At 50.3% G+C, this 22,292-nt stretch carries 18 protein-coding genes; 3 read left to right on the top strand and 15 right to left on the bottom strand.

Features of this window, described 5'->3' with window-relative positions:
- Window positions 1-343 precede the first annotated feature (343 nt).
- From QEZ41_RS09325 to epd, 6 genes are all read right to left on the bottom strand, one after another.
- A complete protein-coding gene (locus QEZ41_RS09325; RefSeq protein ID WP_289411183.1) occupies window positions 344-892 on the bottom strand; it encodes a cytochrome b in 549 nt (182 codons plus the stop codon).
- Between the two features lie 3 nt (window positions 893-895).
- On the bottom strand, window positions 896-1,360 hold the full coding sequence (gene bfr / locus QEZ41_RS09330; RefSeq protein WP_289411184.1) for a bacterioferritin: 465 nt from the start codon (window positions 1,358-1,360) through the stop codon (window positions 896-898).
- Between the two features lie 170 nt (window positions 1,361-1,530).
- Window positions 1,531-2,172 carry a porin family protein gene (locus QEZ41_RS09335; RefSeq protein ID WP_289411186.1) on the bottom strand — a complete coding sequence of 214 codons (642 nt, stop codon included), beginning with the start codon at window positions 2,170-2,172 and terminating at the stop codon, window positions 1,531-1,533.
- Window positions 2,173-2,343: 171 nt separating this feature from the next.
- A complete protein-coding gene (gene fba, locus QEZ41_RS09340) occupies window positions 2,344-3,399 on the bottom strand; it encodes a class II fructose-bisphosphate aldolase (protein WP_289411187.1) in 1,056 nt (351 codons plus the stop codon).
- A gap of 139 nt (window positions 3,400-3,538) precedes the next feature.
- On the bottom strand, window positions 3,539-4,702 hold the full coding sequence (locus QEZ41_RS09345; RefSeq protein WP_289411188.1) for a phosphoglycerate kinase: 1,164 nt from the start codon (window positions 4,700-4,702) through the stop codon (window positions 3,539-3,541).
- Window positions 4,703-4,705: 3 nt separating this feature from the next.
- Entirely contained in the window at window positions 4,706-5,755 is a 1,050-nt protein-coding gene (gene epd, locus QEZ41_RS09350) for an erythrose-4-phosphate dehydrogenase (protein ID WP_289411189.1), read from the bottom strand.
- A gap of 859 nt (window positions 5,756-6,614) precedes the next feature.
- On the opposite strand from epd, the gene QEZ41_RS09355 reads away from it, so the two are divergent.
- Window positions 6,615-7,916 (top strand): ATP-binding protein, encoded by a 1,302-nt coding sequence (locus QEZ41_RS09355; RefSeq protein ID WP_289411190.1) that lies wholly within the window; start codon window positions 6,615-6,617, stop codon window positions 7,914-7,916.
- 414 nt (window positions 7,917-8,330) lie between these two features.
- On the opposite strand, the gene tkt is transcribed toward QEZ41_RS09355, so the two are convergent.
- On the bottom strand, window positions 8,331-10,328 hold the full coding sequence (tkt, locus tag QEZ41_RS09360; RefSeq protein ID WP_289411191.1) for a transketolase: 1,998 nt from the start codon (window positions 10,326-10,328) through the stop codon (window positions 8,331-8,333).
- A gap of 425 nt (window positions 10,329-10,753) precedes the next feature.
- Here tkt and QEZ41_RS09365 point away from each other — a divergent pair, with 425 nt between their 5' ends.
- Window positions 10,754-11,758, top strand: coding sequence for an ArsR/SmtB family transcription factor (locus QEZ41_RS09365; protein WP_289411192.1), 1,005 nt, complete (start codon window positions 10,754-10,756; stop codon window positions 11,756-11,758).
- Window positions 11,755-12,945 carry a methionine adenosyltransferase gene (gene metK / locus QEZ41_RS09370; protein WP_289411194.1) on the top strand — a complete coding sequence of 397 codons (1,191 nt, stop codon included), beginning with the start codon at window positions 11,755-11,757 and terminating at the stop codon, window positions 12,943-12,945. The genes QEZ41_RS09365 and metK overlap by 4 nt, the downstream gene beginning before the upstream one ends.
- A gap of 184 nt (window positions 12,946-13,129) precedes the next feature.
- On the opposite strand, the gene QEZ41_RS09375 is transcribed toward metK, so the two are convergent.
- From QEZ41_RS09375 to QEZ41_RS09410, 8 genes are all read right to left on the bottom strand, one after another.
- Window positions 13,130-13,960: a nucleotidyl transferase AbiEii/AbiGii toxin family protein gene (locus tag QEZ41_RS09375; protein WP_289411195.1), complete on the bottom strand. Its 831-nt coding sequence runs from the start codon at window positions 13,958-13,960 to the stop codon at window positions 13,130-13,132.
- A complete protein-coding gene (locus tag QEZ41_RS09380; RefSeq protein WP_289411197.1) occupies window positions 13,957-14,592 on the bottom strand; it encodes a type IV toxin-antitoxin system AbiEi family antitoxin domain-containing protein in 636 nt (211 codons plus the stop codon). Before QEZ41_RS09380 ends, QEZ41_RS09375 begins: the two co-directional genes overlap by 4 nt.
- A 492-nt stretch (window positions 14,593-15,084) precedes the next feature.
- Window positions 15,085-17,067 (bottom strand): polysaccharide biosynthesis protein, encoded by a 1,983-nt coding sequence (locus QEZ41_RS09385; RefSeq protein WP_289411198.1) that lies wholly within the window; start codon window positions 17,065-17,067, stop codon window positions 15,085-15,087.
- 365 nt (window positions 17,068-17,432) lie between these two features.
- On the bottom strand, window positions 17,433-18,611 hold the full coding sequence (locus tag QEZ41_RS09390) for a DegT/DnrJ/EryC1/StrS family aminotransferase (RefSeq protein ID WP_289411201.1): 1,179 nt from the start codon (window positions 18,609-18,611) through the stop codon (window positions 17,433-17,435).
- Window positions 18,612-18,629: 18 nt separating this feature from the next.
- Window positions 18,630-19,244, bottom strand: a complete 615-nt coding sequence (locus QEZ41_RS09395) for an acetyltransferase (protein WP_289411202.1) — start codon at window positions 19,242-19,244, stop codon at window positions 18,630-18,632.
- Window positions 19,241-19,834 carry a sugar transferase gene (locus QEZ41_RS09400; RefSeq protein WP_289411204.1) on the bottom strand — a complete coding sequence of 198 codons (594 nt, stop codon included), beginning with the start codon at window positions 19,832-19,834 and terminating at the stop codon, window positions 19,241-19,243. Before QEZ41_RS09400 ends, QEZ41_RS09395 begins: the two co-directional genes overlap by 4 nt.
- Window positions 19,831-20,997, bottom strand: coding sequence for a glycosyltransferase family 4 protein (locus QEZ41_RS09405; RefSeq protein WP_289411205.1), 1,167 nt, complete (start codon window positions 20,995-20,997; stop codon window positions 19,831-19,833). Before QEZ41_RS09405 ends, QEZ41_RS09400 begins: the two co-directional genes overlap by 4 nt.
- Entirely contained in the window at window positions 20,994-22,292 is a 1,299-nt protein-coding gene (locus tag QEZ41_RS09410; RefSeq protein WP_289411206.1) for an O-antigen ligase family protein, read from the bottom strand. Before QEZ41_RS09410 ends, QEZ41_RS09405 begins: the two co-directional genes overlap by 4 nt.

Consider the following 22,292-nt stretch of genomic DNA (forward strand, 5'->3'; position numbering starts at 1 on the left):
GGCTGCTTCTGTGAGGGTTTCTGTGGCTATTTCTGTGGTCGGCTTCTGTGGGAGCGCAACTCTTGCGCGAACAAACTATCCAGCATCACCAAAGCCAATCGCGCATAAGATGCGCTCCCACAAAGAGCTGTGCCAACCCAAGCCCGGTGCAGCGACGCTTAATACTGTAGGAGCGCAACTCTTGCGCGAAAAAAACCAACCTGCAGCGCTGAATCCAATCGCGCATAAGATGCGCTCCCACAAGAACTGTGCCCACCCCACCCCAAAAGCCAGTCTCCCACAGAGCCGTTGGAATTCGTTTTTATAAGAGTTTTTTAGGGTTTTGTTTCTGGGCCAATACTGCCTAAGGCTTCATCCGCTGCAGAATGGGTTCTTTATCAATCAGCTGATGTTTCAACACCGCCGCCACATGCAACACTATTAAACCAACCAAAAACCACACACTCAATTCATGAAGGGTTTTAAACAGCTGAACCTGACGGGTTGAAACATGCAGCATTGCCGGCACAGAAAACAGATTAAAAAACTCTAACGCCCGACCACTGCCTGTTGCGACTAAATAGCCCGAGACAGCCACAACAAAAACATTCGCATACATGACTCGATGCACCAGCTTGCCCAACAGCATCATAACGGGACTACGCGCCACTGCAGGTGCAGGCGTTGCAGTTAGCATACGCCAAAGCAAACGAATCAACATCAACAACGCCACCACCACACCCAAACTGGTATGCAGCATAGGCGCGGTACGGTACCAAGAATCAAACACGCTCAGGCTGACCATCCATAACCCCAGCCCAATCAGCACAGCAATCAGCACAGCGATTGTCCAATGCAACAAAACACTGATCAGCCCATAACGCGTCTGGTCATCACGCAACTGAATCGACATAAATTACATTTGTGCCTGCAGATAGTTTGACAGACCAATAAGCTCAATCAAACGCAGCTGTTTTTCCAACCAGTACATATGATCTTCTTCTGTATCCCGCTGCTGTTCTAACAACATGTCACGCGTGACGTAATCCTGATGCTCTTCACAGAGTGCAATCGCATCGGCTAGATTTTTCTGCACCAGATACTCAACTGCCAAATCATTACGCAGCATACTGGGCACATCTGTACCTGGGTTGACCGGCTCAGGCGTCATATCCGGCGTGCCCCCCAAAAATAAAATACGCTTAAGGATGGCATCGGCATGCTGGGTTTCTTCTTCCATTTCGTGGTTGATACGCTCATAAAGCTTGGTCAAACCCAGATCTTCGTATTGTCTAGAATGCAGAAAATACTGATCCCGCGCCGCCAGCTCACCGCGTAGCAAATCGATTAAACAGGCTACAACTTGTTTATTACCTTGCATAAACACCCCCACATAGTTTGACGCTCATCATAAAGCACAGCGCTAAAAGTTTCAGGGATAATTCTATGTCCAAACTCTATGGCTAGCAAAAAGACGCGTCGGATGAGTATTGTCAAGCGGATCAAAAAAGGGGCGCAACCTGTGCACCCCTTTTTATTCAGCTAGCAAGATTAGAACTTGTAGCGGATACCTGCGGAAAACATATCAATATCATGTTTCACGCTAACTTTTGTACGTGTAGCACCTGCCCAAGCTTTAGCATCAGCAACTTTGTGATAACGCTCATACTCAACCACGGCGGCTAAGTTTTCAACAAACTCATAACTGGCACCTACACCATATAATGGCGCCCACTTACGCACTTTTCCAGTAGCAGAATACCCATTGGTGTCTTTATCTGAAAGCTTGGTTTCAAGTCTATGTAAGCCTGCCTTAGCAAATAAAGTAAAATCAGCAATTGGCAAAGTACCCACTACATTAGCACCCAAACCTTTTGTGCTGCTCTTTATTTTATCCTGATAGCCAACTTTTGTTAATTTGTACTGCGCTTTACCCAAATCAACATACTGAGCCTCAAGGGCTACATAGGGGTTTAGCTGCAGACCCACAAGCAGCTTATAAGCTGTATCTTTTTTATCCGTTTTAGTACTAGCTGACAGGCTCTCGGCTTCGCGCTTTACAAAGCTTGGCTTTTCAGCTTTCGCTTGCCCCAAGTTACCCTGAATATAACCCGACACATCCCAATCCGCTGCCTGTGCACCCGTGCTAGCCAAACCCAGCACTACAGCTGCTGCCAATACTTTCTTCAACATACTGCTACTCTCCATGAGTTACTTAAAATAAGAGAAAGCATAATATAATTAATGGTAGTAAAGTCAAGGCTGGTGATTTGCTCTCTTAATTTTGCATAATGTGCTAAGCATATAAAACCCCGTACTTTTAAATTAGTACGGGGTTTTATATAGCTAAGTTAGTTAATCAGCTTACTTATACAGCTCACCGCTGGCATAACGCTGATACATGATTTCCATGGAAATCGGGGTGATTTTGCTGGCATTGCCAGCCGCACCAAAGGCCTCATAACGTGCGATACAGATATCACGCATGGCTTTAACGGTTTCCGCCAAGTATTTGCGCGGGTCAAACTCGCTGGGGTTTTGCGCCAAGTAGCGACGAATCGCGCCCGTTGAGGCTAAACGCAAGTCGGTGTCAATATTCACTTTACGCACGCCGTGCTTGATACCTTCGACGATTTCGTCCACTGGCACACCGTAGGTTTCGCCAATGTCGCCGCCGTATTCATTGATAATTGCCAACCAATCCTGCGGCACCGAGCTGGAGCCGTGCATCACCAAGTGCGTGTTCGGAATGCGCGCATGGATTTCTTTGATGCGTTCAATGGCTAAGGTATCGCCAGTAGGTGGCTTGGTAAATTTGTACGCGCCATGGCTGGTGCCGATGGCAATCGCCAGTGCATCCACCTTAGTTTTCGCTACAAAATCAGCGGCTTCTTCTGGGTCGGTGAGCATTTGCTCCATATCCAGCACGCCTTCTGCGCCAACGCCGTCTTCTTCACCGGCCATACCAGTTTCTAAGCTACCTAAGCAACCCAGCTCACCTTCTACCGACACACCGCACGCATGCGCCATTTCTACGGTACGACGGGTGACTTCGACGTTGTAGTCATAATCGGATGGGGTTTTACCGTCTTCAAGGAGCGAGCCGTCCATCATCACTGAGCTGAAGCCCAGTTGGATCGAACGCTGACAAATCGCCGGGCTGGTGCCGTGATCCTGGTGCATACAGACGGGAATGTGCGGGAACTCTTCGATTGCCGCTAATATCAGGTGACGCAAAAACGGGGCGCCAGCATATTTGCGCGCACCGGCTGAAGCCTGGACAATCACCGGAGAATTGGTGTGATCAGCCGCTTCCATAATCGCGCGCATTTGCTCAAGGTTGTTCACGTTATACGCTGGGATGCCATAGCCAAATTCGGCGGCATGATCCAGCAATTGACGCATAGTAATTAGAGCCATAGGGTCTACTCCTGTTTTTTAATGCGGGCTGGCATTAGGCCAACCCGTGTGAAAATTATGTATGTTGCGCCCCACAACAAGAGTCGTGCCCCAACTGTGGGAGCGCAACTGTGGGAGCGCAACTCTTGCGCGAAAAAATTCAGCCCTGCGCGCGCTGTTGCAGCATTTCTACGGCTGGCAATACTTTACCTTCGACAAACTCAAGGAAAGCGCCGCCGCCGGTGGAGATGTAACTAATCTGTTCGGCAACATTGTATTTATCAATAGCTGCAAGGGTATCACCGCCGCCGGCAATAGAAAACGCTTCGCTGTCGGCAATGGCTTGCGCGAGCACCTGGGTGCCGTTAGCAAATTGGTCAAATTCGAACACGCCCACCGGGCCGTTCCATAAAATTGTTTTAGCGCTTTTGAGCAACTCAGCAAATTGCGCCGCGGTCTCTGGGCCGATATCCAAAATCATATCGTCTTCAGCGACATCCGCCACGGCTTTTACTGTCGCCTCAGCATCCGCAGCAAAGGCTTTGGCTACCACCACATCCACCGGCAAAGGCACGCTCACTTTCGCGGCAATGGCTTTTGCCGTGTCTAATAAATCAGGCTCATACAGCGACTTACCCACCGCAAAACCAGCAGCGGCTAAGAAAGTATTGGCAATGCCGCCGCCAACGATCAGCTGGTCACACACCCTTGCCAAGCTATTGAGTACATCTAATTTGGTCGAGACTTTTGAACCCGCCACAATCGCCGTCATCGGCTGGGCTGGGTTATCCAACGCCTTGCCCAAAGCTTCAAGCTCAGTTGCTAGCAAAGGACCAGCACAAGCGGTTTTGGCAAATTTCGCCACACCATGGGTAGACGCCTGCGCACGGTGTGCTGTACCAAAGGCATCCATGACAAACACATCACAGAGCGCGGCATACTGTTGCGCCAACGCATCGGTATTCTTTTTCTCGCCAGCGTTAAAACGTACGTTTTCCAGCAAAACGACCTCACCGGGCTTAACCTCAACACCGTTTAAATAGTCACGCACCAAAGGCACATCACGACCCAGCGCTTCACTTAAATACGCTGCCACCGGCGCTAAGCTGTTTTCTTCGCTAAACACGCCTTCCTCTGGGCGAGCCAAGTGCGAGCAAACCAACACCGCCGCACCTTTTTCTAGCGCCAGACGAATAGTGGGCAACGAGGCGACAATCCGCGCATCACTACTGACTTTGCCATCTTTTATCGGCACGTTCAGGTCTTCACGAATCAATACACGTTTCTGGTTTAAATCCAGATCAGCCATTTTCAAAACAGTCATGGGTTATTCCTTTGCTGAGGCAGTAGAAGAAAGCTGTAAAAAATAATCCGCCACATCCAACATCCGATTGGCGAAACCCCATTCGTTATCAAACCACGCCACGAGATTTAACATGCGCGAGCCGCACATGCGCGTCTGGCTGGCATCAATAATCGCCGAATGAGGGTCATGGTTAAAATCGCAACTGGCATGCGGAAACTCAGTACAGTTTAACAAACCTTGAAGTGTTTGACCTTGCGCTGCGTCGGCAAACAACTGGTTAATTTCCGCGGCACTGGTGTCGCGCGCGCACTGCACGGTGATATCCAAACAGGACACGTTCACCGTTGGCACACGCAAGGCTTTGGCCTGCACACGACCGGTTAATTCCGGCAGCAAGCGCTCAATGCCGCGCGCCAAACCGGTAGACACCGGAATCACCGACTGAAACGCCGAGCGCGTGCGGCGCAAGTCTTCATGATGATAAGCATCAATCACGGGCTGATCATTCATCGCCGAGTGAATGGTGGTGATCAGCACCTGTTCGATCCCCACTGCGTGCTGCAACAATTGCAACACCGGCACACCGCAGTTCGTGGTGCAGGAAGCGTTAGACAGAATACGTTCCTGCCCGCTCAGTTGTTGATGATTGACACCATAAACCACTGTAGCGTCGACATCTTCGGCGCTGGCCATGGGCTGAGAAAACAAAATCCGCGGCACACCGGCATCCAGAAAACGCTGCGCCTGGGCGCGAGTGGTGTATTGACCGGAACATTCGATTAGCAGATCAATCTCCAGCGCCTGCCAGTCCACGTCCTCGGGCGTGGCAGCGCGCAACACCTGCACGCAATCGCCGTTAATGTGCAAGCAATCGCCATCAACACGCACTTCGCCGGGAAAACGCCCGTGAGTGGAATCAAAACGGGTGAGGTATTCAATACTGGCCTGATCGGCAATATCGTTAAGCGCCACAATCGTAAAATTAGCGTCTTGATTGCGCTCATACAACGCCCGCAACACACAGCGCCCAATGCGGCCATAGCCATTTAATGCAACACGATAATTTGCCAAGGGAGTTCCTTAGTGTTGTCCCACTCTAATTCGAAATATACATGTGCATATTACGTTAGTTTGGCATAAGTTTCCTGTCTAACAGCGGCAACGACAAGCAAAAAATGCGTTAGGGGGATTCAGAATACAGAAGACAAAGGACGGTAAACGCCTGCTCGGACATTACGCATTGAGGTTGGAAACTCTCACTAACACAGTAATTTCATCAGGCAAGCTCTTCTAGAGCAGGCCATGCCTGCGACATCTGTGCGCCAAACAGCACTGTGTTTGCAGACGCAATCCGCGGCCGGATGCATGGCATCCTCGTACACGCGTAACGGATTTTCTAGATACTCTGCTTAAGCGCAGCTTTTGCGCGATTGGACTTAAGGCCAGCACTGTTTTTTGTATCGGGCACTAATAGCCAGCGTGAGACTTGGTTTGCCAGGGAACCAAAGCTCAAACCATGACAGGATTTACGCCGGCATAAATGCCCACCCTACAACTAGCACGGTGCGTTATTCCTTTCCCGGCAAGAACCAGCCCTAAACATCTAAGCCGCCTGATGAATCCAATCGCGCGAAAGTTGCGCTCCCACAGTAGAACCCGCATCAATCTCAACCTGCTGGAGCGCCGTTTTGCCTTAGTCTTCCAGTAATTCCGCTGCCAGACCCAGCAGAACCCTGTATCCACACAGATTCTTAAACACTGTCTGATAAACCATCATCGCCCAGAAACTGGACTCCAGCAGGGCTAAGCTCTTGTAGGAGCGCAACTTTTGCGCGATTGGATGCAAATACATACAGCAATTAGACGCTTGTACTTTGAGCAATTGGACGCTATTTTATACAGCAATTGGACGCAGACAAAAAGGTGCTCGATGACCCATCCATTTCTTCCCCGCCTACTCAGGCAGCGCGTGCTTGAAGCACTCACTGATACGCCAGTTGTTTGCCTGTTAGGGCCGCGTCAAGTTGGCAAATCTACTCTGGCGCAGCATATTAATGCTGGGCGCTCATACCTGAGCTTGGACGATCCAACCTTGCTTCAAGCCGCCAAACAAGATGCTCTGGGGTTTATCGAAAGTCTGCCTGAGCGTGTCATTCTCGACGAAGTACAGCGAGCGCCGGAATTAATGCTGGCCATTAAATCCGTGGTCGATCGTGACCGTACACCCGGTCGTTTTTTGCTCACCGGATCCGCCAACCTGCTTTTACTGCCGCAAATACAAGACTCGCTGGCTGGGCGCATGGAGGTTATCTATCTACATCCGCTAACCGAGCAAGAGAAGCGCGTCAGCACAACAACCCTACTCGAAAAGTTGATAAATGCTGAGCTGGCGCCGGACATGGTGCCAGATTCCGTGCCTTTAGCGCCGGTGGCCGACGTTTTATGTCAAGGCGGATACCCAGAACCCAATCAACGCGCACCTCACCGAGCCCGCCAATGGTATCGCCAATACTTGAATGCCATTGTGCAGCGTGACGTGCAGGATATTGCCGCCATTCAAGATAAGGACGGCATGTTGCGATTGATGGAGCTGCTCGCATGCAGAACGGCCAGCCTGCTCAATATCAGCCGTTTAAGTAAAGACCTCGGGCTTGAGCGCGCTACTGTTGGCAGATACCTCAGTATTCTGGAGAAATTATTTCTGGTTCATCAGCTCCCTGCGTGGCACCGCAATCACGCTAAGCGTCTGATTAAAAGCCCCAAGCTGCACTTAGTTGACACCGGACTTGCCGCCGCCCTAGCCCGATTAACGCCAGAGCAATGGCTGACTGATGCGGCGCGTTTTGGTGCTTTATTGGAGAGCCACGTTGTTGAACAACTTATTGCCCAAGCGGGCTGGCTGGACCCTGAGCTACGCTTTTACCACTACCGCGACAAAGACCAACTGGAGGTTGATTTGGTTATCGAGCGCGGCCATGACGTATGGGGGGTTGAAGTTAAGCGTGCCGCCAGTATTCAAGCCAAAGACGCTGCAGGACTGGCTAGGCTAGCAGCGCAGTCGGGCACAGGATTTCGTGGCGGCATGCTGATTTATACTGGCCGTCACTGCCTCAAACTACAAGTACCCGGCTGCTTTGCCGTGCCCATCGGCATGCTCTGGGGAGAACAACCGGGCCAGCCAATTTCTAGCCAAGAAGCTTGGCAATCATTACTGACTGGAAAAGCGCTCTAGATTAGCTGTTGAAACGCAACTTTACGCGATTAAAACCAACCAACAACACTGCGCAGCCAACCCTAAACATCCACGCCGCCCGATAACCCGCATCGCCCAGAAGCCGTACTCCTACAAGGCTAAGCTCTTGTAGGAGCGCAACTTTTGCGCGACTGGACTAAAGCCAGCACTGGATTTTGTATCGAGCACTAATAATCAGTGTGAGACTTGGCTTGCCAGAGAGCCAAAACTCAAACCATGACAGAATTTACGCGGACATAACTGCCCGTCCTACAACTAGCACGGTGCGTTATCCCTTTCCCGACAAGAGCCAACCCTAAACACCTAAGCCGCCTGATGATTCCTATCGCGCAAAAGTTGCGCTCCCACAGTAGAGTCCGCATCAATCTCAACCTGTTGGAGCGCCGTTTTGCCTTAATCTTCCAGCAATTCCGTTGCCAGACCCAGCAGGTTGTCTAGGGTAAAGCCAAAGTGCGCAAACAAGTCACCTGCCGGAGCTGACTCGCCGTAGGTGTGCATGCCCATCACACGGCCGTCTAGACCCACATACTTGTACCAGTAATCAGCATGTGCGGCTTCAATGGCTATACGCGCACCGACTTCAATCGGCAATACCGCTTGCTTGTACTCGGCATCTTGCGCATCAAACACGCTGGTGCATGGCATCGACACCACGCGCACTTTATGGCCTTGCTCGGTCAGCACGTTATATGCTTCAACAGCCAAGCCCACTTCTGAACCGGTCGAGATCAAAATCAACTCGGGCTCACCCGCGCAATCTTTCAACACATAACCACCGCGTTCAATATCGGCGATTTGCCCGGCGCTACGCTCTTGGTGATCCAAGTTTTGACGACTGAAAATCAACGCGCTGGGGCCGTTTTTACGCTGCAAAGAATACTTCCACGCCACCGCCGACTCGACCGCGTCACATGGGCGCCAAGTATCTAAATTAGGGGTGGTACGCAGACTGGTTAGCTGCTCGATCGGTTGATGCGTTGGGCCATCTTCGCCCAAACCAATGGAGTCGTGGGTAAACACATAAAGCACGCGCTGCTTCATCAATGCCGACATACGCACCGCATTACGCGCATACTCCATAAACATCAAGAAGGTTGCACCGTAAGGAATCAAACCACCGTGCAGGGCGATACCGTTCATAACGGCGCTCATGCCAAACTCACGCACACCGTAGAACACATAGTTACCCGCCGCGTCAGTGCTGGAAATGCCTTGGCAGCCACTCCAGAGCGTTAGGTTTGAGCCGGCTAAGTCCGCGGACCCACCCAGCAATTCAGGCAATAACGGGCCGTACGCATTCAAGGTATTCTGACTGGCTTTACGACTGGCAATACTCTCGCCTTTAGCCGCCACTTCAGCAATGTACTGTGCTGCTTTCTCAGCAAAATCGGCAGGTAAATCACCCGCCATACGGCGCTCAAACTCAGCAGCTAACTCAGGGAATTCTGCCGCGTATGCTGCAAATTTAACATTCCACTCAGATTCAGCTTTGATACCCGCCTCTTTAGCATCCCACTGTGCATAAATATCGGCAGGAATTTCAAAGGGGCCGTGCGTCCAACCCAACTCAGCACGCGCCAACGCAATTTCTTCCGCACCTAAAGGCGCACCGTGACTGCTGGCTTTGCCGCCATGGTTGGGCGAACCAAAACCAATAGTCGTTTTACAGCAGATCAGGGTGGGCTTATCGCTCGCTAAAGCGGCTTCAATCGCCACCTCAACCTCATCGGCATCATGACCATTCACATTGCGAATCACATGCCAGCCGTAAGACTCAAAACGGCGCGGTGTGTCATCGGTAAACCAACCCTGCACTTCGCCATCAATGGAAATGCCGTTGTCATCGTAAAACGCAGTGAGTTTGTTTAAACCCAACGTGCCCGCCAGCGAGCAGACTTCGTGGGAAATGCCTTCCATCAAGCAGCCATCGCCTAAAAAGGCATAGGTTTGGTGGTCAACAATGGTGTGACCTTCGCGGTTGAACTGCGCGGCCAACACTTTTTCTGCCAACGCAAAACCCACCGCATTGGCAATACCCTGACCCAGAGGACCCGTGGTCGTTTCCACGCCTGGGGTGTAACCCAGCTCAGGGTGACCTGGCGTGCGGCTGTTGAGCTGGCGGAAGTTTTTCAAATCATCCAAGCTCAGATCGTAGCCCGTGAGGTGTAATAAGGAGTAAATCAGCATCGAACCATGACCGTTGGACAACACAAAGCGGTCGCGATTAGCCCAGTTTGGATTGGTAGGGTTGTGCTGTAAATAACCACGCCACAGCGCCTCGGCAATATCAGCCATACCCATAGGGGCACCCGGATGTCCGCTATTCGCTTTTTGGACAGCATCCATACTCAGTGCACGAATGGCATTAGCACGCTCTCGACGACTTGGCATTTTTTTGTTTCTCCTGCAGAACTGAAATTTAGAAAGATGCCCTATTTTCGCCCAGCTAGAGCAGTTGGGCAATCTTTGCCGCGATTAAATTGCCAAAACAACGTAAAACAACAGCTTCACGTCCGCCAAACACCATTGCTCTTGTTTGCTGCAGCGTACTTGTTAGTTAGAAGGCGTTTGTTAGGGAGTATTTATTGGGGGATGTTTATTAAGGTTGTTTTGTGGGAGCGCATCTTATGCGCGATTGGGGTTTGGTGTTGCTGGATGGCTTGTTTCGCGCAAGAGTTGCGCTCCCACAGTTGCGCTCCCACAGAAGCACCCCCCACATCAACAGCAAATTATTAAACCCTAACTGATTTACTCAATATCAATATTTATTGATATAGCAATTGCACTGCAAACTGACTCGGTTTACACTGCGCAGCATGACTGCATGCACTCCTCTTCCCCAACCTGAACCCTTTGAATCCCTTGCAGCCTTTTTTAAGGCGGCGGGTGAGCCGTTGCGGCTAAATATTTTACGGGTGCTGAGCAATAACTCCTTTGGCGTGCTGGAACTGGCACATATTTTCGCCACGGGACAATCCGGCATCAGCCATCATCTAAAAGTGCTGACCCAAGCCGGATTAGTCACAACCCGCCGGGAAGGCAATGCGATTTTTTATCGTCGCAGCCTAACCCAAACCCATGAGCACGAACTGCACAGCGCCCTACTGGCCAGCCTAGATGCCCAACCCATTGCCGCTGAAATTGCTACACGCATTAACGAGATTCACCGCGAACGTGCCAGCGCCAGCGAAGCTTTTTTCCAGCGCGTTGCCCATGAATTTAATCAGCATCAAGACTTAATTGTCGGTCTGCCGCAGTATCGCGACAGCCTTACCAGCTTGCTGGATAGTTTAGAGTTTCCAGAGCACGCCCGCGCAACCGAAATCGGCCCGGGTGACGGCAGTTTTTTGCCCGAATTGGCTAAGCGTTTTGAGCACGTATTAGCCGTAGATAACAGCTCGCACATGCTGCAACAGGCGCAACACAGCTGCACTAAACACCTGCTTGAAAATGTTGAGCTCTTGCTGGCAGATGCGTTAAGCAGCCAACTGCCACCCGCTGATTGTGTGCTGCTGAATATGGTTTTGCACCATTTCGCCGCACCTGCTGCAGCGATTGAGCACCTAGCACAAGCAGTAAAACCCGGTGGCAGCTTGATTATCAGCGAACTCTGCCGCCACGACCAAGACTGGGCGCAGCAAGCCTGTGGCGACCTATGGCTAGGTTTTGAACAAAGCGAGTTGACCCACTGGGCTGAACACGCAGGACTCATTTCCAGAGAAAGTATTTATCTGGGTTTAAAAAACGGCTTTCAAATTCAGCTACGGCACTTCGCCAAGCCGGACTCACAAAGCACCCCCACTATGAAGGAATCGATATGAGCGAATACTCTATTTTTACCTCAGAATCCGTTTCTGAAGGCCATCCCGATAAAATTGCCGACCAAATCTCAGATGCGGTACTGGACGCCATCATTAGCGAAGACAAAAACGCCCGCGTGGCCTGTGAAACCCTCGTCAAAACCGGCGTGGCTATTATTGCTGGCGAAATCACCACCAATGCGTGGATCGATTTGGAACAGCTGGTGCGCGATGTCATCACCGGCATTGGCTACACTAGCTCTGACGTGGGCTACGACGGTGCGACCTGCGGAATTATCAATATTATCGGCAAACAATCCTCCGATATCGCCCAAGGCGTTGACCGCGCTGCCCCTGAAGAACAGGGTGCCGGTGACCAAGGCTTGATGTTTGGTTACGCCAGCAACGAAACCGATGTTTTAATGCCCGCACCCATCACCTACGCGCACCGCTTGATGGAGCGCCAAGCCGAAGCCCGTAAAAATGGCCTGCTGCCGTGGCTGCGTCCCGATGCGAAAAGCCAAGTTACTTGCCGTTATGAAAACGGCAAAGTGGTGGGCATTGATGCGGTGGTTTTGTCTACCCAACACAGCCCAGATGTGAGCCTGAAAGACCTGCGCGAAGCCTGTATGGAGCTGATTATCAAGCACACTCTACCGGCTGAACTGCTGCATAAAGACACCCAGTTTCACATTAACCCCACGGGGAATTTCGTGATTGGTGGGCCGGTAGGCGACTGTGGTTTGACAGGGCGTAAAATCATTGTTGATACCTACGGCGGCATGGCGCGGCATGGTGGCGGCGCTTTCTCGGGTAAGGATCCGTCCAAAGTTGACCGTAGCGCGGCTTATGCAGGACGTTACGTGGCGAAAAATATTGTTGCTGCTGGTTTAGCGGAAAAGTGTGAAATTCAAGTGTCTTACGCGATCGGCGTGGCTCAGCCCACCTCGATCTCGCTGAACACCTTTGGCACGGGCAAAATCAGCGATGAGCGTATTATCCAGCTGGTGCGTGACGTGTTCGACCTGCGCCCTTACACCATTACGCAAATGCTGGACTTGCTGCACCCGATGTATCAGGCAACTGCCGCATACGGACACTTCGGCCGCAATCCTTACGAAATGACGGTAGGCAACGACACCTTCACCGCCTTCACCTGGGAAAAAACCGACCGCGCCGAAGAACTACGCAAACTAGCAGGGCTATAAACCAAAAATCGCGCAAGAGTTGCGCTCCCACAAGAGCTGTGCCAACCGCTTTATTGTAGGAGCGCATCTTATGCGCGATGAAACCTTCAGCCAACTTCAGCGTCTCTGGTTAATCCATTCGCGCAAGAGTTGCGCTCCCACAAGAGCTGTGCCAACCCAAAAACCAACTGCGCAAAGGGGCCACTTATGTAAACCTAACCCGCTTTGCCAGTTGCATAAAGTAATCACGTGACCAAATATCTAGCACTTGTGTATCTGCAATAAAACGTCGCACATCACTCTTGGCCGACTCGACATCTAGCTGCTCAATCCGCTGGGTTAACCAAGCACTAAACAAATCTGGAGTTAAAGGCTCACTACCTAGGTCACCACTCTGCCGTGCACGCACTTCTAAATGCGCTAAATTCAACTCAGCGCCACGGCGCACATACCATTCAAAATCAAACCAATCACGCCCTTTAACACGGTTTTTCCACTGCCTAAAAAGCAAGGCATGCATTTTACCGGCATACAAATCAGGTAGGCTAAAACACTTCACATACACAGAATAAGGATTCAACAACAGTTTTTCTTCCGTTTTAAACCCAAGTGGTGGCTCGGTATCTACCTCAAACTTAATTTTTAATACCTTCTGCCCGCGTACCTGCACATCATAAATGCTGGTATTTTTCTTTAAAAATGCTGACACCACAGCAGTTTCAGCCGACTTCTTACGTGCCGAAATCTCCACCTCAAATCCTAACGCATTAAACTCGGACACCAGCGCATCAAAGTAGGGCTCAAAAGAAAAGTCTTCTTGTGATTGCACTAACGAAAAATCCAAATCTTCAGAAAATCTAGGCAAGTCGTAAAAAATTCGTAAGCAAGTGCCGCCATAAAAAGCCGCTTTATCAAAAAAACCTGCCCGCACTAAGCTAGCCAAGGCTATCTCTTGCATCACTTCGCGTAAGGCGTCGTTGATGTTGTCGCCATCGGTCAAAGGATATTTTTGCAGCATCTGCTCAACAACACTCACAGCAACCCCTCCAAAACCTGTCGTAACGCTTTAAACTGACGCGGTTTATAGCCTGAGGACGCATAACCCTCTAATACCGACTCGTCAAAATCACGTAAGATTTCTTCATCCATGCGTAAATCTTCAAGCAAAAAATCCTGCATCGATGCTTTGCCAAAGGCGCGTAAATGCCGCGTGAGTAAAACTGTGTCACACACCGCCTTAGTTGGGTTTGCCAACCAAAAATGCTGGTTTCCGACTGCCTCAATTGTTATGCCTAGCGGAAAAAGCTGTTGTGGAATTTTAGTATAAGAAAAGCGACCTAGGGCATTTTCAAATTCCCGCCCACGCCCCGTGCACACCGAGGTTACTTCAACCACTCGTTCAGGAATCAGACCATGCCACGCCAGCGCATACTCCAAGGAAACACAAGATGGACCGTATAATCGATTAGCAAGCAAAGGCATGCACAAGGCTTCTTGGCGCCAAGGTGCGCCCACAACATACAAACCACGCTTTAAGGAAATGAGTGTGCCCGAGGCCAGCCACTCAGAAATCTTGTCATTCGGACGGGCGTAATCTGACAGCAAAGGCAATAACGCACCATGCGAAAAAGGCACACCACCGAAGGAAGATAAACGAAGCTCTAGCATCTCGGTCTCTTTTTTGGATAGATAATCGTAAATTATCCGATTAATGCATCAAAATAACAACGACCAAATAGGCTTTATGTCCGCGGCACATAAAACAAGACGCTATAAACCAAAAATCGCGCAAGAGTTGCGCTCCCACAAGAGCTGTGCCAACCCCAGACCGGCGGTGCATCAACCGCTTGACTGTAGGAGCGCATCTTATGCGCGACAGTGCTTTCAGTCCGCACAAAAACCAACTTAATGCAAACACCAACAGGCAGGCTTTTGTGGGACCCGACTTGTCGGGGAACGGTGGAATGCACTGAGCTGAGGGCGTGCACAGATTACAATTCACTGCCATGGCTTAATTTTTGATTCCCTGACAAGTCAGGTCCCACATTGGATTGTGCCTGACGCTAAACTCTGCGCTGCTGGTTAATCCCATTCGCGCAAGAGTTGCGCTCCAGCAGTCAGTGGCTAATCTCATTGCACAAAACTGCGTTCTAACGGAAGCTATTTATTCTGGTTATACACCAAGTCAACAATTTCGCATTGGGGGGTGTAGCCGTTGACTGTGTCGCGTAGGAGTTGGCGGATGGCGGTGCAGTCGCCTTGTTCGGCTAGAGCTATTAAATGCTGGAGCACGTCACTGAGTTCGGCCCAAGGCAGCAGTTCTTCATTGGCGCGCATGATCATCTCGTGCTCTGTCGGCGAGACGTTATCGCCAATCAGCAATTCTTCATAGAGCTTTTCACCGGGGCGCAGGCCAGTAAACTCAATCGCAATCTCGCCATTCGGCTCAGTTTCGGAGCGTACTGTTAAACCTGTTAAGCGAATCATCTTCTCCGCCATATCCAAAATAGTGACCGGCTCACCCATATCCAAGACAAAAACATCACCGCCCTGCCCCAACGATCCCGCCTGAATCACCAACTGCGAGGCTTCTGGAATGGTCATAAAATAACGCGTCATCTTTGGATGGGTCACTGTGACCGGACCGCCACGCTTAATCTGCTCGCGAAACAGCGGAATCACCGAGCCCGATGAGCCGAGGACATTGCCAAAACGCACCATCGTAAAGCGCGTGTTGTTGGCATAACTCTGGCAATCATCCGCATCACACATCTGTACCTGCTGTTCCTGACTCAACGCCTGCAACACCATCTCAGCCAAACGCTTAGTCGCGCCCATCACATTAGTCGGGCGAACCGCTTTATCAGTGGAAATCAGCACAAAATTCTGCACGTTCGCTCGAATTGCAGCCTGCGCCGTATACAGTGTACCCATCACATTATTACGAATACCCGCAACAATATTTTGCTCAACGATAGGCACGTGCTTATAAGCCGCCGCGTGATAAACCGTATCCACTTGCCAAGCGAGCATCACTTCCAATAGATGTTTTTTGTTGCGAATCGAGCCCAACACAGGCACTAGCTGCACACGCAACGCCTCATGCTTAATGCGCCGTTCAAGTTCTTGCTGAATGCTATAGAGGTTAAACTCACTGTGTTCATACAAAATCAGCGTGGTGGCGCCACTGGCTAAAATTTGGCGACACAACTCAGCGCCGATAGAGCCGCCCGCGCCGGTGACCATCACCACCCGCTCTTTAATACAGCGCTCGAACAATGCTTGATTAGGCGTAACCACATCACGCCCCAGCAGATCGGCAATATCCACTTCCTGTAGATCATTCACCTTCACCCGCCCACTAGCCAAATCCATAAAACCCGGCACCGTACGCACATGCACCGGATAGGACTCCAGCTGAGCTAAAATTTCACGCCGCCGCGCACGACTGGCTGAAGGAACCGCCAACAACACCTGAGTCGCACCCGTAACCCGCAACATCTCCTCGATATGCTTGGGTTTATACACTTTAAGCCCAGCAATGGTGCGCGTAGCGATGTTGTCATCATCATCAATAAAGGCCACCGGCTCCATGGCTTTGCCCATACGTAACGCGCGTACCAGCTGATTACCTGCCGAGCCTGCTCCGTAGATAGCAACACGCGGCAACTGTCGCTTGGTTTGCAAGAACGGCACAAGCTGCTGACCGGCACTCATCCAGTCGCCAGTAAAATACTGGCGCATCAGCAAACGCAGGCCACCAATGGCGAGCAGGCTATTGATCCAGTAGAGCATGACAAACGAACGTGGAATTTGTGGTTTGCCAGGCGATTGCATCCAGTACACCAACAAAGCCAGTGCCAGTGCTGCCATGGTCACTGCCTTGGCAATCTCAACCAATGCTTCACGCCCCAGATAGCGCATAACCGCACGGTACATACCAAAACGAATGCTAACCGGAATGGTGACCAGCGGCGCGACAACAAACAGCCATTCATGCTCATTGACTGCGACCCAGGCCTTGTCAAAACCAAGCCGCATGACAAACGCCAGCCACAGGCACAGCCAGATCAGCAAGACGTCTACAACAACTTGCAGAATACGCTTATAACGACGTGGCAAATTCAACAAAAAATCACGCACTATAGAACACTCATATCAGAAATCACACACCATGCTACCTGAACCCTGTAGATACTCTGTTCAAGTGCAAGCCTTTTGGTGGCCTTGGCTAACAACCTGGCTGAATCACACAGGGCATCGTGCATTACACAAACACCGCGGCAGGCGCGTGCTTTTGTGTAAGGGGGCTTGCCCCCGACAGTGGTTGACCATAGTTCTCAGGGGCAAGCCCCTTCACACAGGGTGTCGTGCAACATACAACTCTTGCGCAAGACACTGCTTTGTATAGAAACGGCTTTAGCCGCGAGCGGTGTAGCGTCCTTCGCCGCCGGGAAACCACTTGCGCAGACCGCGACTGAAGCCGCTTACAATGAAAGAGCATATTCTTAGGCTGATTGAGCTGCCTGCATCACCTGCTTGATAACAGCACAGGTTTTATCCATCTCGGCATCCGTTAACGTCGGGTGCACCAAAAACATCAAACTGGTCTCACCCAGTTCGCGCGCTACAGGCAACGATTGCTCTGGCCGCCATCCAGTGTCATCAAACGCCTTTTCCAGATAAATTTCAGAGCATGAGCCGCTATAGCAAGGCACACCCCGCTCGTTGATTTCAGCCATGATCCGGTCACGACTCCAGCCATCAGCCAACAGCTCAGGTCGCACAAATACATAACACTTATAAGCTGCATGCAATACATCAGTCGGCACTTCCGGTACGCGCAAAGCTGGGCACTCTGCTGCGGCCCGCCAGATGCGCTGCGCATGGTTCAAGCGTTGCTCTTGCCACTGCTTCATACGTTTAAGCTGAATACGCCCAATGGCACCCTGCACTTCTGTCATGCGCCAGTTGGTACCGAAACTTTCATGCAACCAGCGGAAACCCGGTGCATGCTCACGCTCATACACCGCTTCATAGCTTTTACCATGATCCTTGTACGACCACATTTTTCGCCACAAGACTTCATCATTGGTGGTAACCATGCCACCCTCACCACCCGTGGTCATAATCTTGTCCTGGCAAAACGACCAGGCACCCACATGACCAATACTGCCCACAGGTTGCCCTTTGTAGAGCGCACCATGCGCCTGGGCACAATCCTCGATGACCAGCAAATTATGCTTGCTGGCGAGTTCCATAATGGGGTCCATATCGCAAGGCCAACCTGCCAGATGTACACAAATGATCGCGCGGGTTTTCAGTGTCAGCACATTGGCAATCGTTTCAGCCGTAATATTTTGTGAATCAGGGTCAACATCAGCAAAAACAGGCACTGCTCCAGCATTGACAATGCTGGAAGCCGAAGCCAGAAAAGTACGTGAAGCAACAATCACTTCATCACCCGCTCCGATACCTAAAGCGATTAGCGCCAAATCCAGTGCCAACGTACCATTGGCCAGTGCCACCGCATGACCTGTGCCAGCCCAAGCAGCAAACTCTTTCTCAAACTCGCGGCATTCCTGCCCGGTCCAATAGTTAACCTTATTGGACAAAATCACATCACGGGCAGCGTTGGCTTCTTCTTCAGTGAATGAGGGCCAGGGAGAAAATGCAGTATTTAACATATAAAATCCAAAATTTAATTATTTACAGCGCGCCGGTACACCCACCACTGTTTGGCCAGCTGGCACATCATTAACGACTACAGCGCCGGCTCCCACTACCACATCTTCACCTATGGATATCAGCTGCCGGACAGAACAGCCTATACCCAGCCAGCTACGCTCACCAACTTTTACGGCTCCGGCAAGGTTGGCACCAGGGCTAATATGCACAGCGTCAGCCAACTGGCAGTCGTGATCAACGGTACAACCCGTATTCAAAATCACTCCGCTATCAAGTCGGGCATCCGCATTCAATACCGCCCCCGCAAACACAACGGTACCTTTACCTAATGTTGCATAGCGGCTGACCACCGCCTGCGGATGAATCAGGGCTGGCAAATCGAAGCCCGCTTCGTGCAGTTGTATCAACTTGTTCTGACGAATACGATTATTGCCAATCGCTACAGCAGCCCCAGAAAATTCAAGCTGGCGCTCCAGCATGTTGGCTGTTTTACCCACAACAGGCCAGTGTCCATTGCTTGTCAGCTCCGGCCAGGCATCATCAAAAAACACACAATGATAACCCAGCAGCTCAGCCAACTCGGCAACTACCTTACCGTGGCCACTGGCCCCAAGAATAGCCAACTGTTTCAATGATCATTCCCGGTAAATTTGCTCATGGTCGCTTCACCTTCAGCGCTGATGCCATCACGTTTCAATACTTTTTTTACCGTCAACCACAGAATTTTGATATCCAGCCACAGCGAGCGATTATCCACATACCACACATCCAGCTTGAACTTGTCTTCCCAGCTGATGGCGTTACGGCCGTTAATCTGTGCCCAACCTGTCACTCCTGGACGCACCTCATGACGACGAGCCTGCTCCTCGTCATACAACGGCAAATACTCCATTAGCAAAGGCCGTGGGCCAACCAAGCTCATCTCGCCTTTAAGCACGTTCCACAGCTCAGGCAACTCATCAAGACTAGTTGAGCGTAAAAAATTGCCAAAGGGTGTCATACGTTCGACATCAGGCAGCGGATTACCATTGGAATCAACAGCATCACGCATGGTGCGAAACTTGATCATCTCAAAAGGTTTGCCATGCAAGCCAGGGCGCATCTGGCGAAACAACACAGGCGAGCCGAGTTTACGACTGATTTTCCAAGCGATAACAAGAATAACGGGTAACAGCAGCAGTAACGCAGCAGCTGATACCAAAATATCAAACAATCGCTTCACTGTTTTACATCCTTATCAAATAGTACAGCCATCAAGCGCTTATTAGCCTCACGTACATCATAATGCTTGCGTGCCATTTCCAGACTGGCCATGCCCATGGGCTCAATCAACTCCGGCTGCTCAACAAAACGTAACATGGCGGCTGCTAAAGCCATAGAGTTACATTGATAGTTTCCGCGCAAATCATAGCAGGGAGGGGGTACCACAAACCCGTTCAGGCCATCAACAACTGTCTGCCTACAACCCGGAACATCAGTAGTAATCACTGCGCGCGCCGAAGCCATCGCCTCCTGAGTGCTGACCGGCATACCCTCGCGCCATGAAGGCAATACAAACACGCTCGCTTGCGCCATGACAGGTGCTACAGCCGTATGGCCATGCCACTCCAGAACTCCTTCATCCACCCAGGCTTGCACGTCTCGTTCCGATAAAGCACCAGGATTGTCATCCAGCCCACCCAGTAAAATAAATCGAACCTGCGGATGCTGAAGCTTGATCTGCCGTGCAGCTGCTGCAAATTGCTCTATTCCTTTTTCGCGCAGCAATCTGGCAACCAGCAAAAAGGTGACCGGAGCAATCACATGTGGCAAAGGGCGCCATCGTTGCAAGTCAACACCAATCCCGCCCAGCAACCATGTTTTACTATGCGGTACAACTCCAGCGCCCACCAACTCGGCACGATCGTCTGGATTGAGAAATATAACCTTGTGCGCACAACGCAAACCGATTTTATATAACCGCAACACCACAGCCTTTAACAGTTTGCGCTGATAAGACAGTGGCCGCCCTGTCTCAGTAAATACAAAACCAAGCCCCTCAATCATGGCCACTCGATATGGCACTCTAGCAATAAAAGCAGCCAAGCTACCAAACACCACAGGTTTGACAAAGTAATTCAGTACCACATCTGGCTTAAGCCGGCGCAACAGGAAAATCAGCCGCATTGTATCAAGTGCATCACGCACAGGATTCATACCTGTACGACTAATAGAGCAATCCACAGGTTCTGCGCCCAACTGTATGACCGCTTCACGAGTTTCTTGGTCATAATTGGGTGCCAGTGCCCACACTTGGATGCCTTTCGTAACCAGGTCTGTAATCAATACCCCACGAAACGCAACCAAAGAAGGCGCATGTGAGGTAACTAAGGCAATACTTTTCATGTTTCTTCAGCTACCCCGCGCGGCTCATTCCCCAAGTTTTTAGTGAAACTATCTGGTAATCCTGTAGCAACCATTCCGCCCAAAAACAGCCAAAACAAACGCTGATATAACATCTCATGAAACATTGCCATCGCGCCGAGCGACAACAGCAGGAGGAAGACTGCATTCTTACGCATACAACGCCGTCCGGTAAAAAACACAAACCAAATCAGCGAGACAAAGAAAACGGCAAATAAAATAAAACCTAACAAGCCCATTTCAGATAGCACCCACAACAAGCTGTTATGCTGCACAATGGGCACACCGTATACTGCTTCACTGCTAGTATAAAATGCGCCGAGTCCTGCACCGAAGAACGGATGTTCAAGCCACATTAGAAAAGTATTCTTAATCAGTAGGCCGCGTAACAAATCGCTTTCATCAGAAGATATTGCCATTTTAACCTGACTGATTATTTGTTCCTGTCCAGAATACACAGTAAAAAACCAAAAATGAATTTCTGGCCAATATATAATAAAAAGATTTATCACTCCTGCTAAAACCAAGCTACTGACGAGCAATCGCCAGTGGCTTATACGCATGATCAGGGCGAAAAAGTATAAAAGCAACATGCTTGCAATGCCGCTTCTCGACGAAGTCAAAAACATTGTGCAAGTCAGAATGGTAGTGGCAAGCAATAGAAACCAACGCCCAAATATAATTTTTCTTTCATACAACGGCTGAAATGCCAGCAACAGTGACAACACAGACAAAATTTGAAATGCCAGAGCATTTCGATTGCCAGACAATCCCTTCAAGTAACTGAGATAGACCGTGCCGGTTCCAGCCCCTTTGATTATTTCCAAGAAAAACAAAGCAACACTGACAACAAGCACGCAAAGAAAAAACACTAACAGTAAATTGAAAAATCGAAAAAAGCTAAAAAAACCTAATTGATTGACCAACAATGCAGAAGTATACAAATAGCCCAAGATAACCATCCAGCCTACCAGCTTGGAAGTCCCCCAGGTTAGAGACAATCCAGACAAAGCAGCAATAAGCCAACTTGACAAAAGCGCTAAAGCAGTCAAAAGAATATACCGATTGAATCGGGCAATTTTCCACACAATCACTCGCCGCTCACTGATATAGGTAAGCAATATCGCAGACAAGGCAAGTAAAACAAAAAAATCAGCAATATTTACATTGATAGCAAAGCCTAACGCATCAACATGAAACTGCACAACCGCCAAGAAAAATACAAACAGAGCAATCGCCCAGACTAATTGCCTTTCCTTTGTGATCGCAATGTTCAT

This window comes from Thiopseudomonas acetoxidans, from assembly GCF_030362935.1.
GTDB classification, from domain to species: Bacteria; Pseudomonadota; Gammaproteobacteria; order Pseudomonadales; family Pseudomonadaceae; genus Thiopseudomonas; species Thiopseudomonas acetoxidans.

Coding starts and splice junctions, on each gene's coding strand:
- QEZ41_RS09325 (WP_289411183.1), bottom strand. CDS start 892: ATGTCGATTCAGTTGCGTGATGACCAGACGCGTTATGGGCTGATCAGT.
- bfr (WP_289411184.1), bottom strand. CDS start 1,360: ATGCAAGGTAATAAACAAGTTGTAGCCTGTTTAATCGATTTGCTACGC.
- QEZ41_RS09335 (WP_289411186.1), bottom strand. CDS start 2,172: ATGTTGAAGAAAGTATTGGCAGCAGCTGTAGTGCTGGGTTTGGCTAGC.
- fba (WP_289411187.1), bottom strand. CDS start 3,399: ATGGCTCTAATTACTATGCGTCAATTGCTGGATCATGCCGCCGAATTT.
- QEZ41_RS09345 (WP_289411188.1), bottom strand. CDS start 4,702: ATGACTGTTTTGAAAATGGCTGATCTGGATTTAAACCAGAAACGTGTA.
- QEZ41_RS09355 (WP_289411190.1), top strand. CDS start 6,615: ATGACCCATCCATTTCTTCCCCGCCTACTCAGGCAGCGCGTGCTTGAA.
- tkt (WP_289411191.1), bottom strand. CDS start 10,328: ATGCCAAGTCGTCGAGAGCGTGCTAATGCCATTCGTGCACTGAGTATG.
- QEZ41_RS09365 (WP_289411192.1), top strand. CDS start 10,754: ATGACTGCATGCACTCCTCTTCCCCAACCTGAACCCTTTGAATCCCTT.
- metK (WP_289411194.1), top strand. CDS start 11,755: ATGAGCGAATACTCTATTTTTACCTCAGAATCCGTTTCTGAAGGCCAT.
- QEZ41_RS09380 (WP_289411197.1), bottom strand. CDS start 14,592: ATGCTAGAGCTTCGTTTATCTTCCTTCGGTGGTGTGCCTTTTTCGCAT.
- QEZ41_RS09390 (WP_289411201.1), bottom strand. CDS start 18,611: ATGTTAAATACTGCATTTTCTCCCTGGCCCTCATTCACTGAAGAAGAA.
- QEZ41_RS09405 (WP_289411205.1), bottom strand. CDS start 20,997: ATGAAAAGTATTGCCTTAGTTACCTCACATGCGCCTTCTTTGGTTGCG.
- QEZ41_RS09410 (WP_289411206.1), bottom strand. CDS start 22,292: ATGAACATTGCGATCACAAAGGAAAGGCAATTAGTCTGGGCGATTGCT.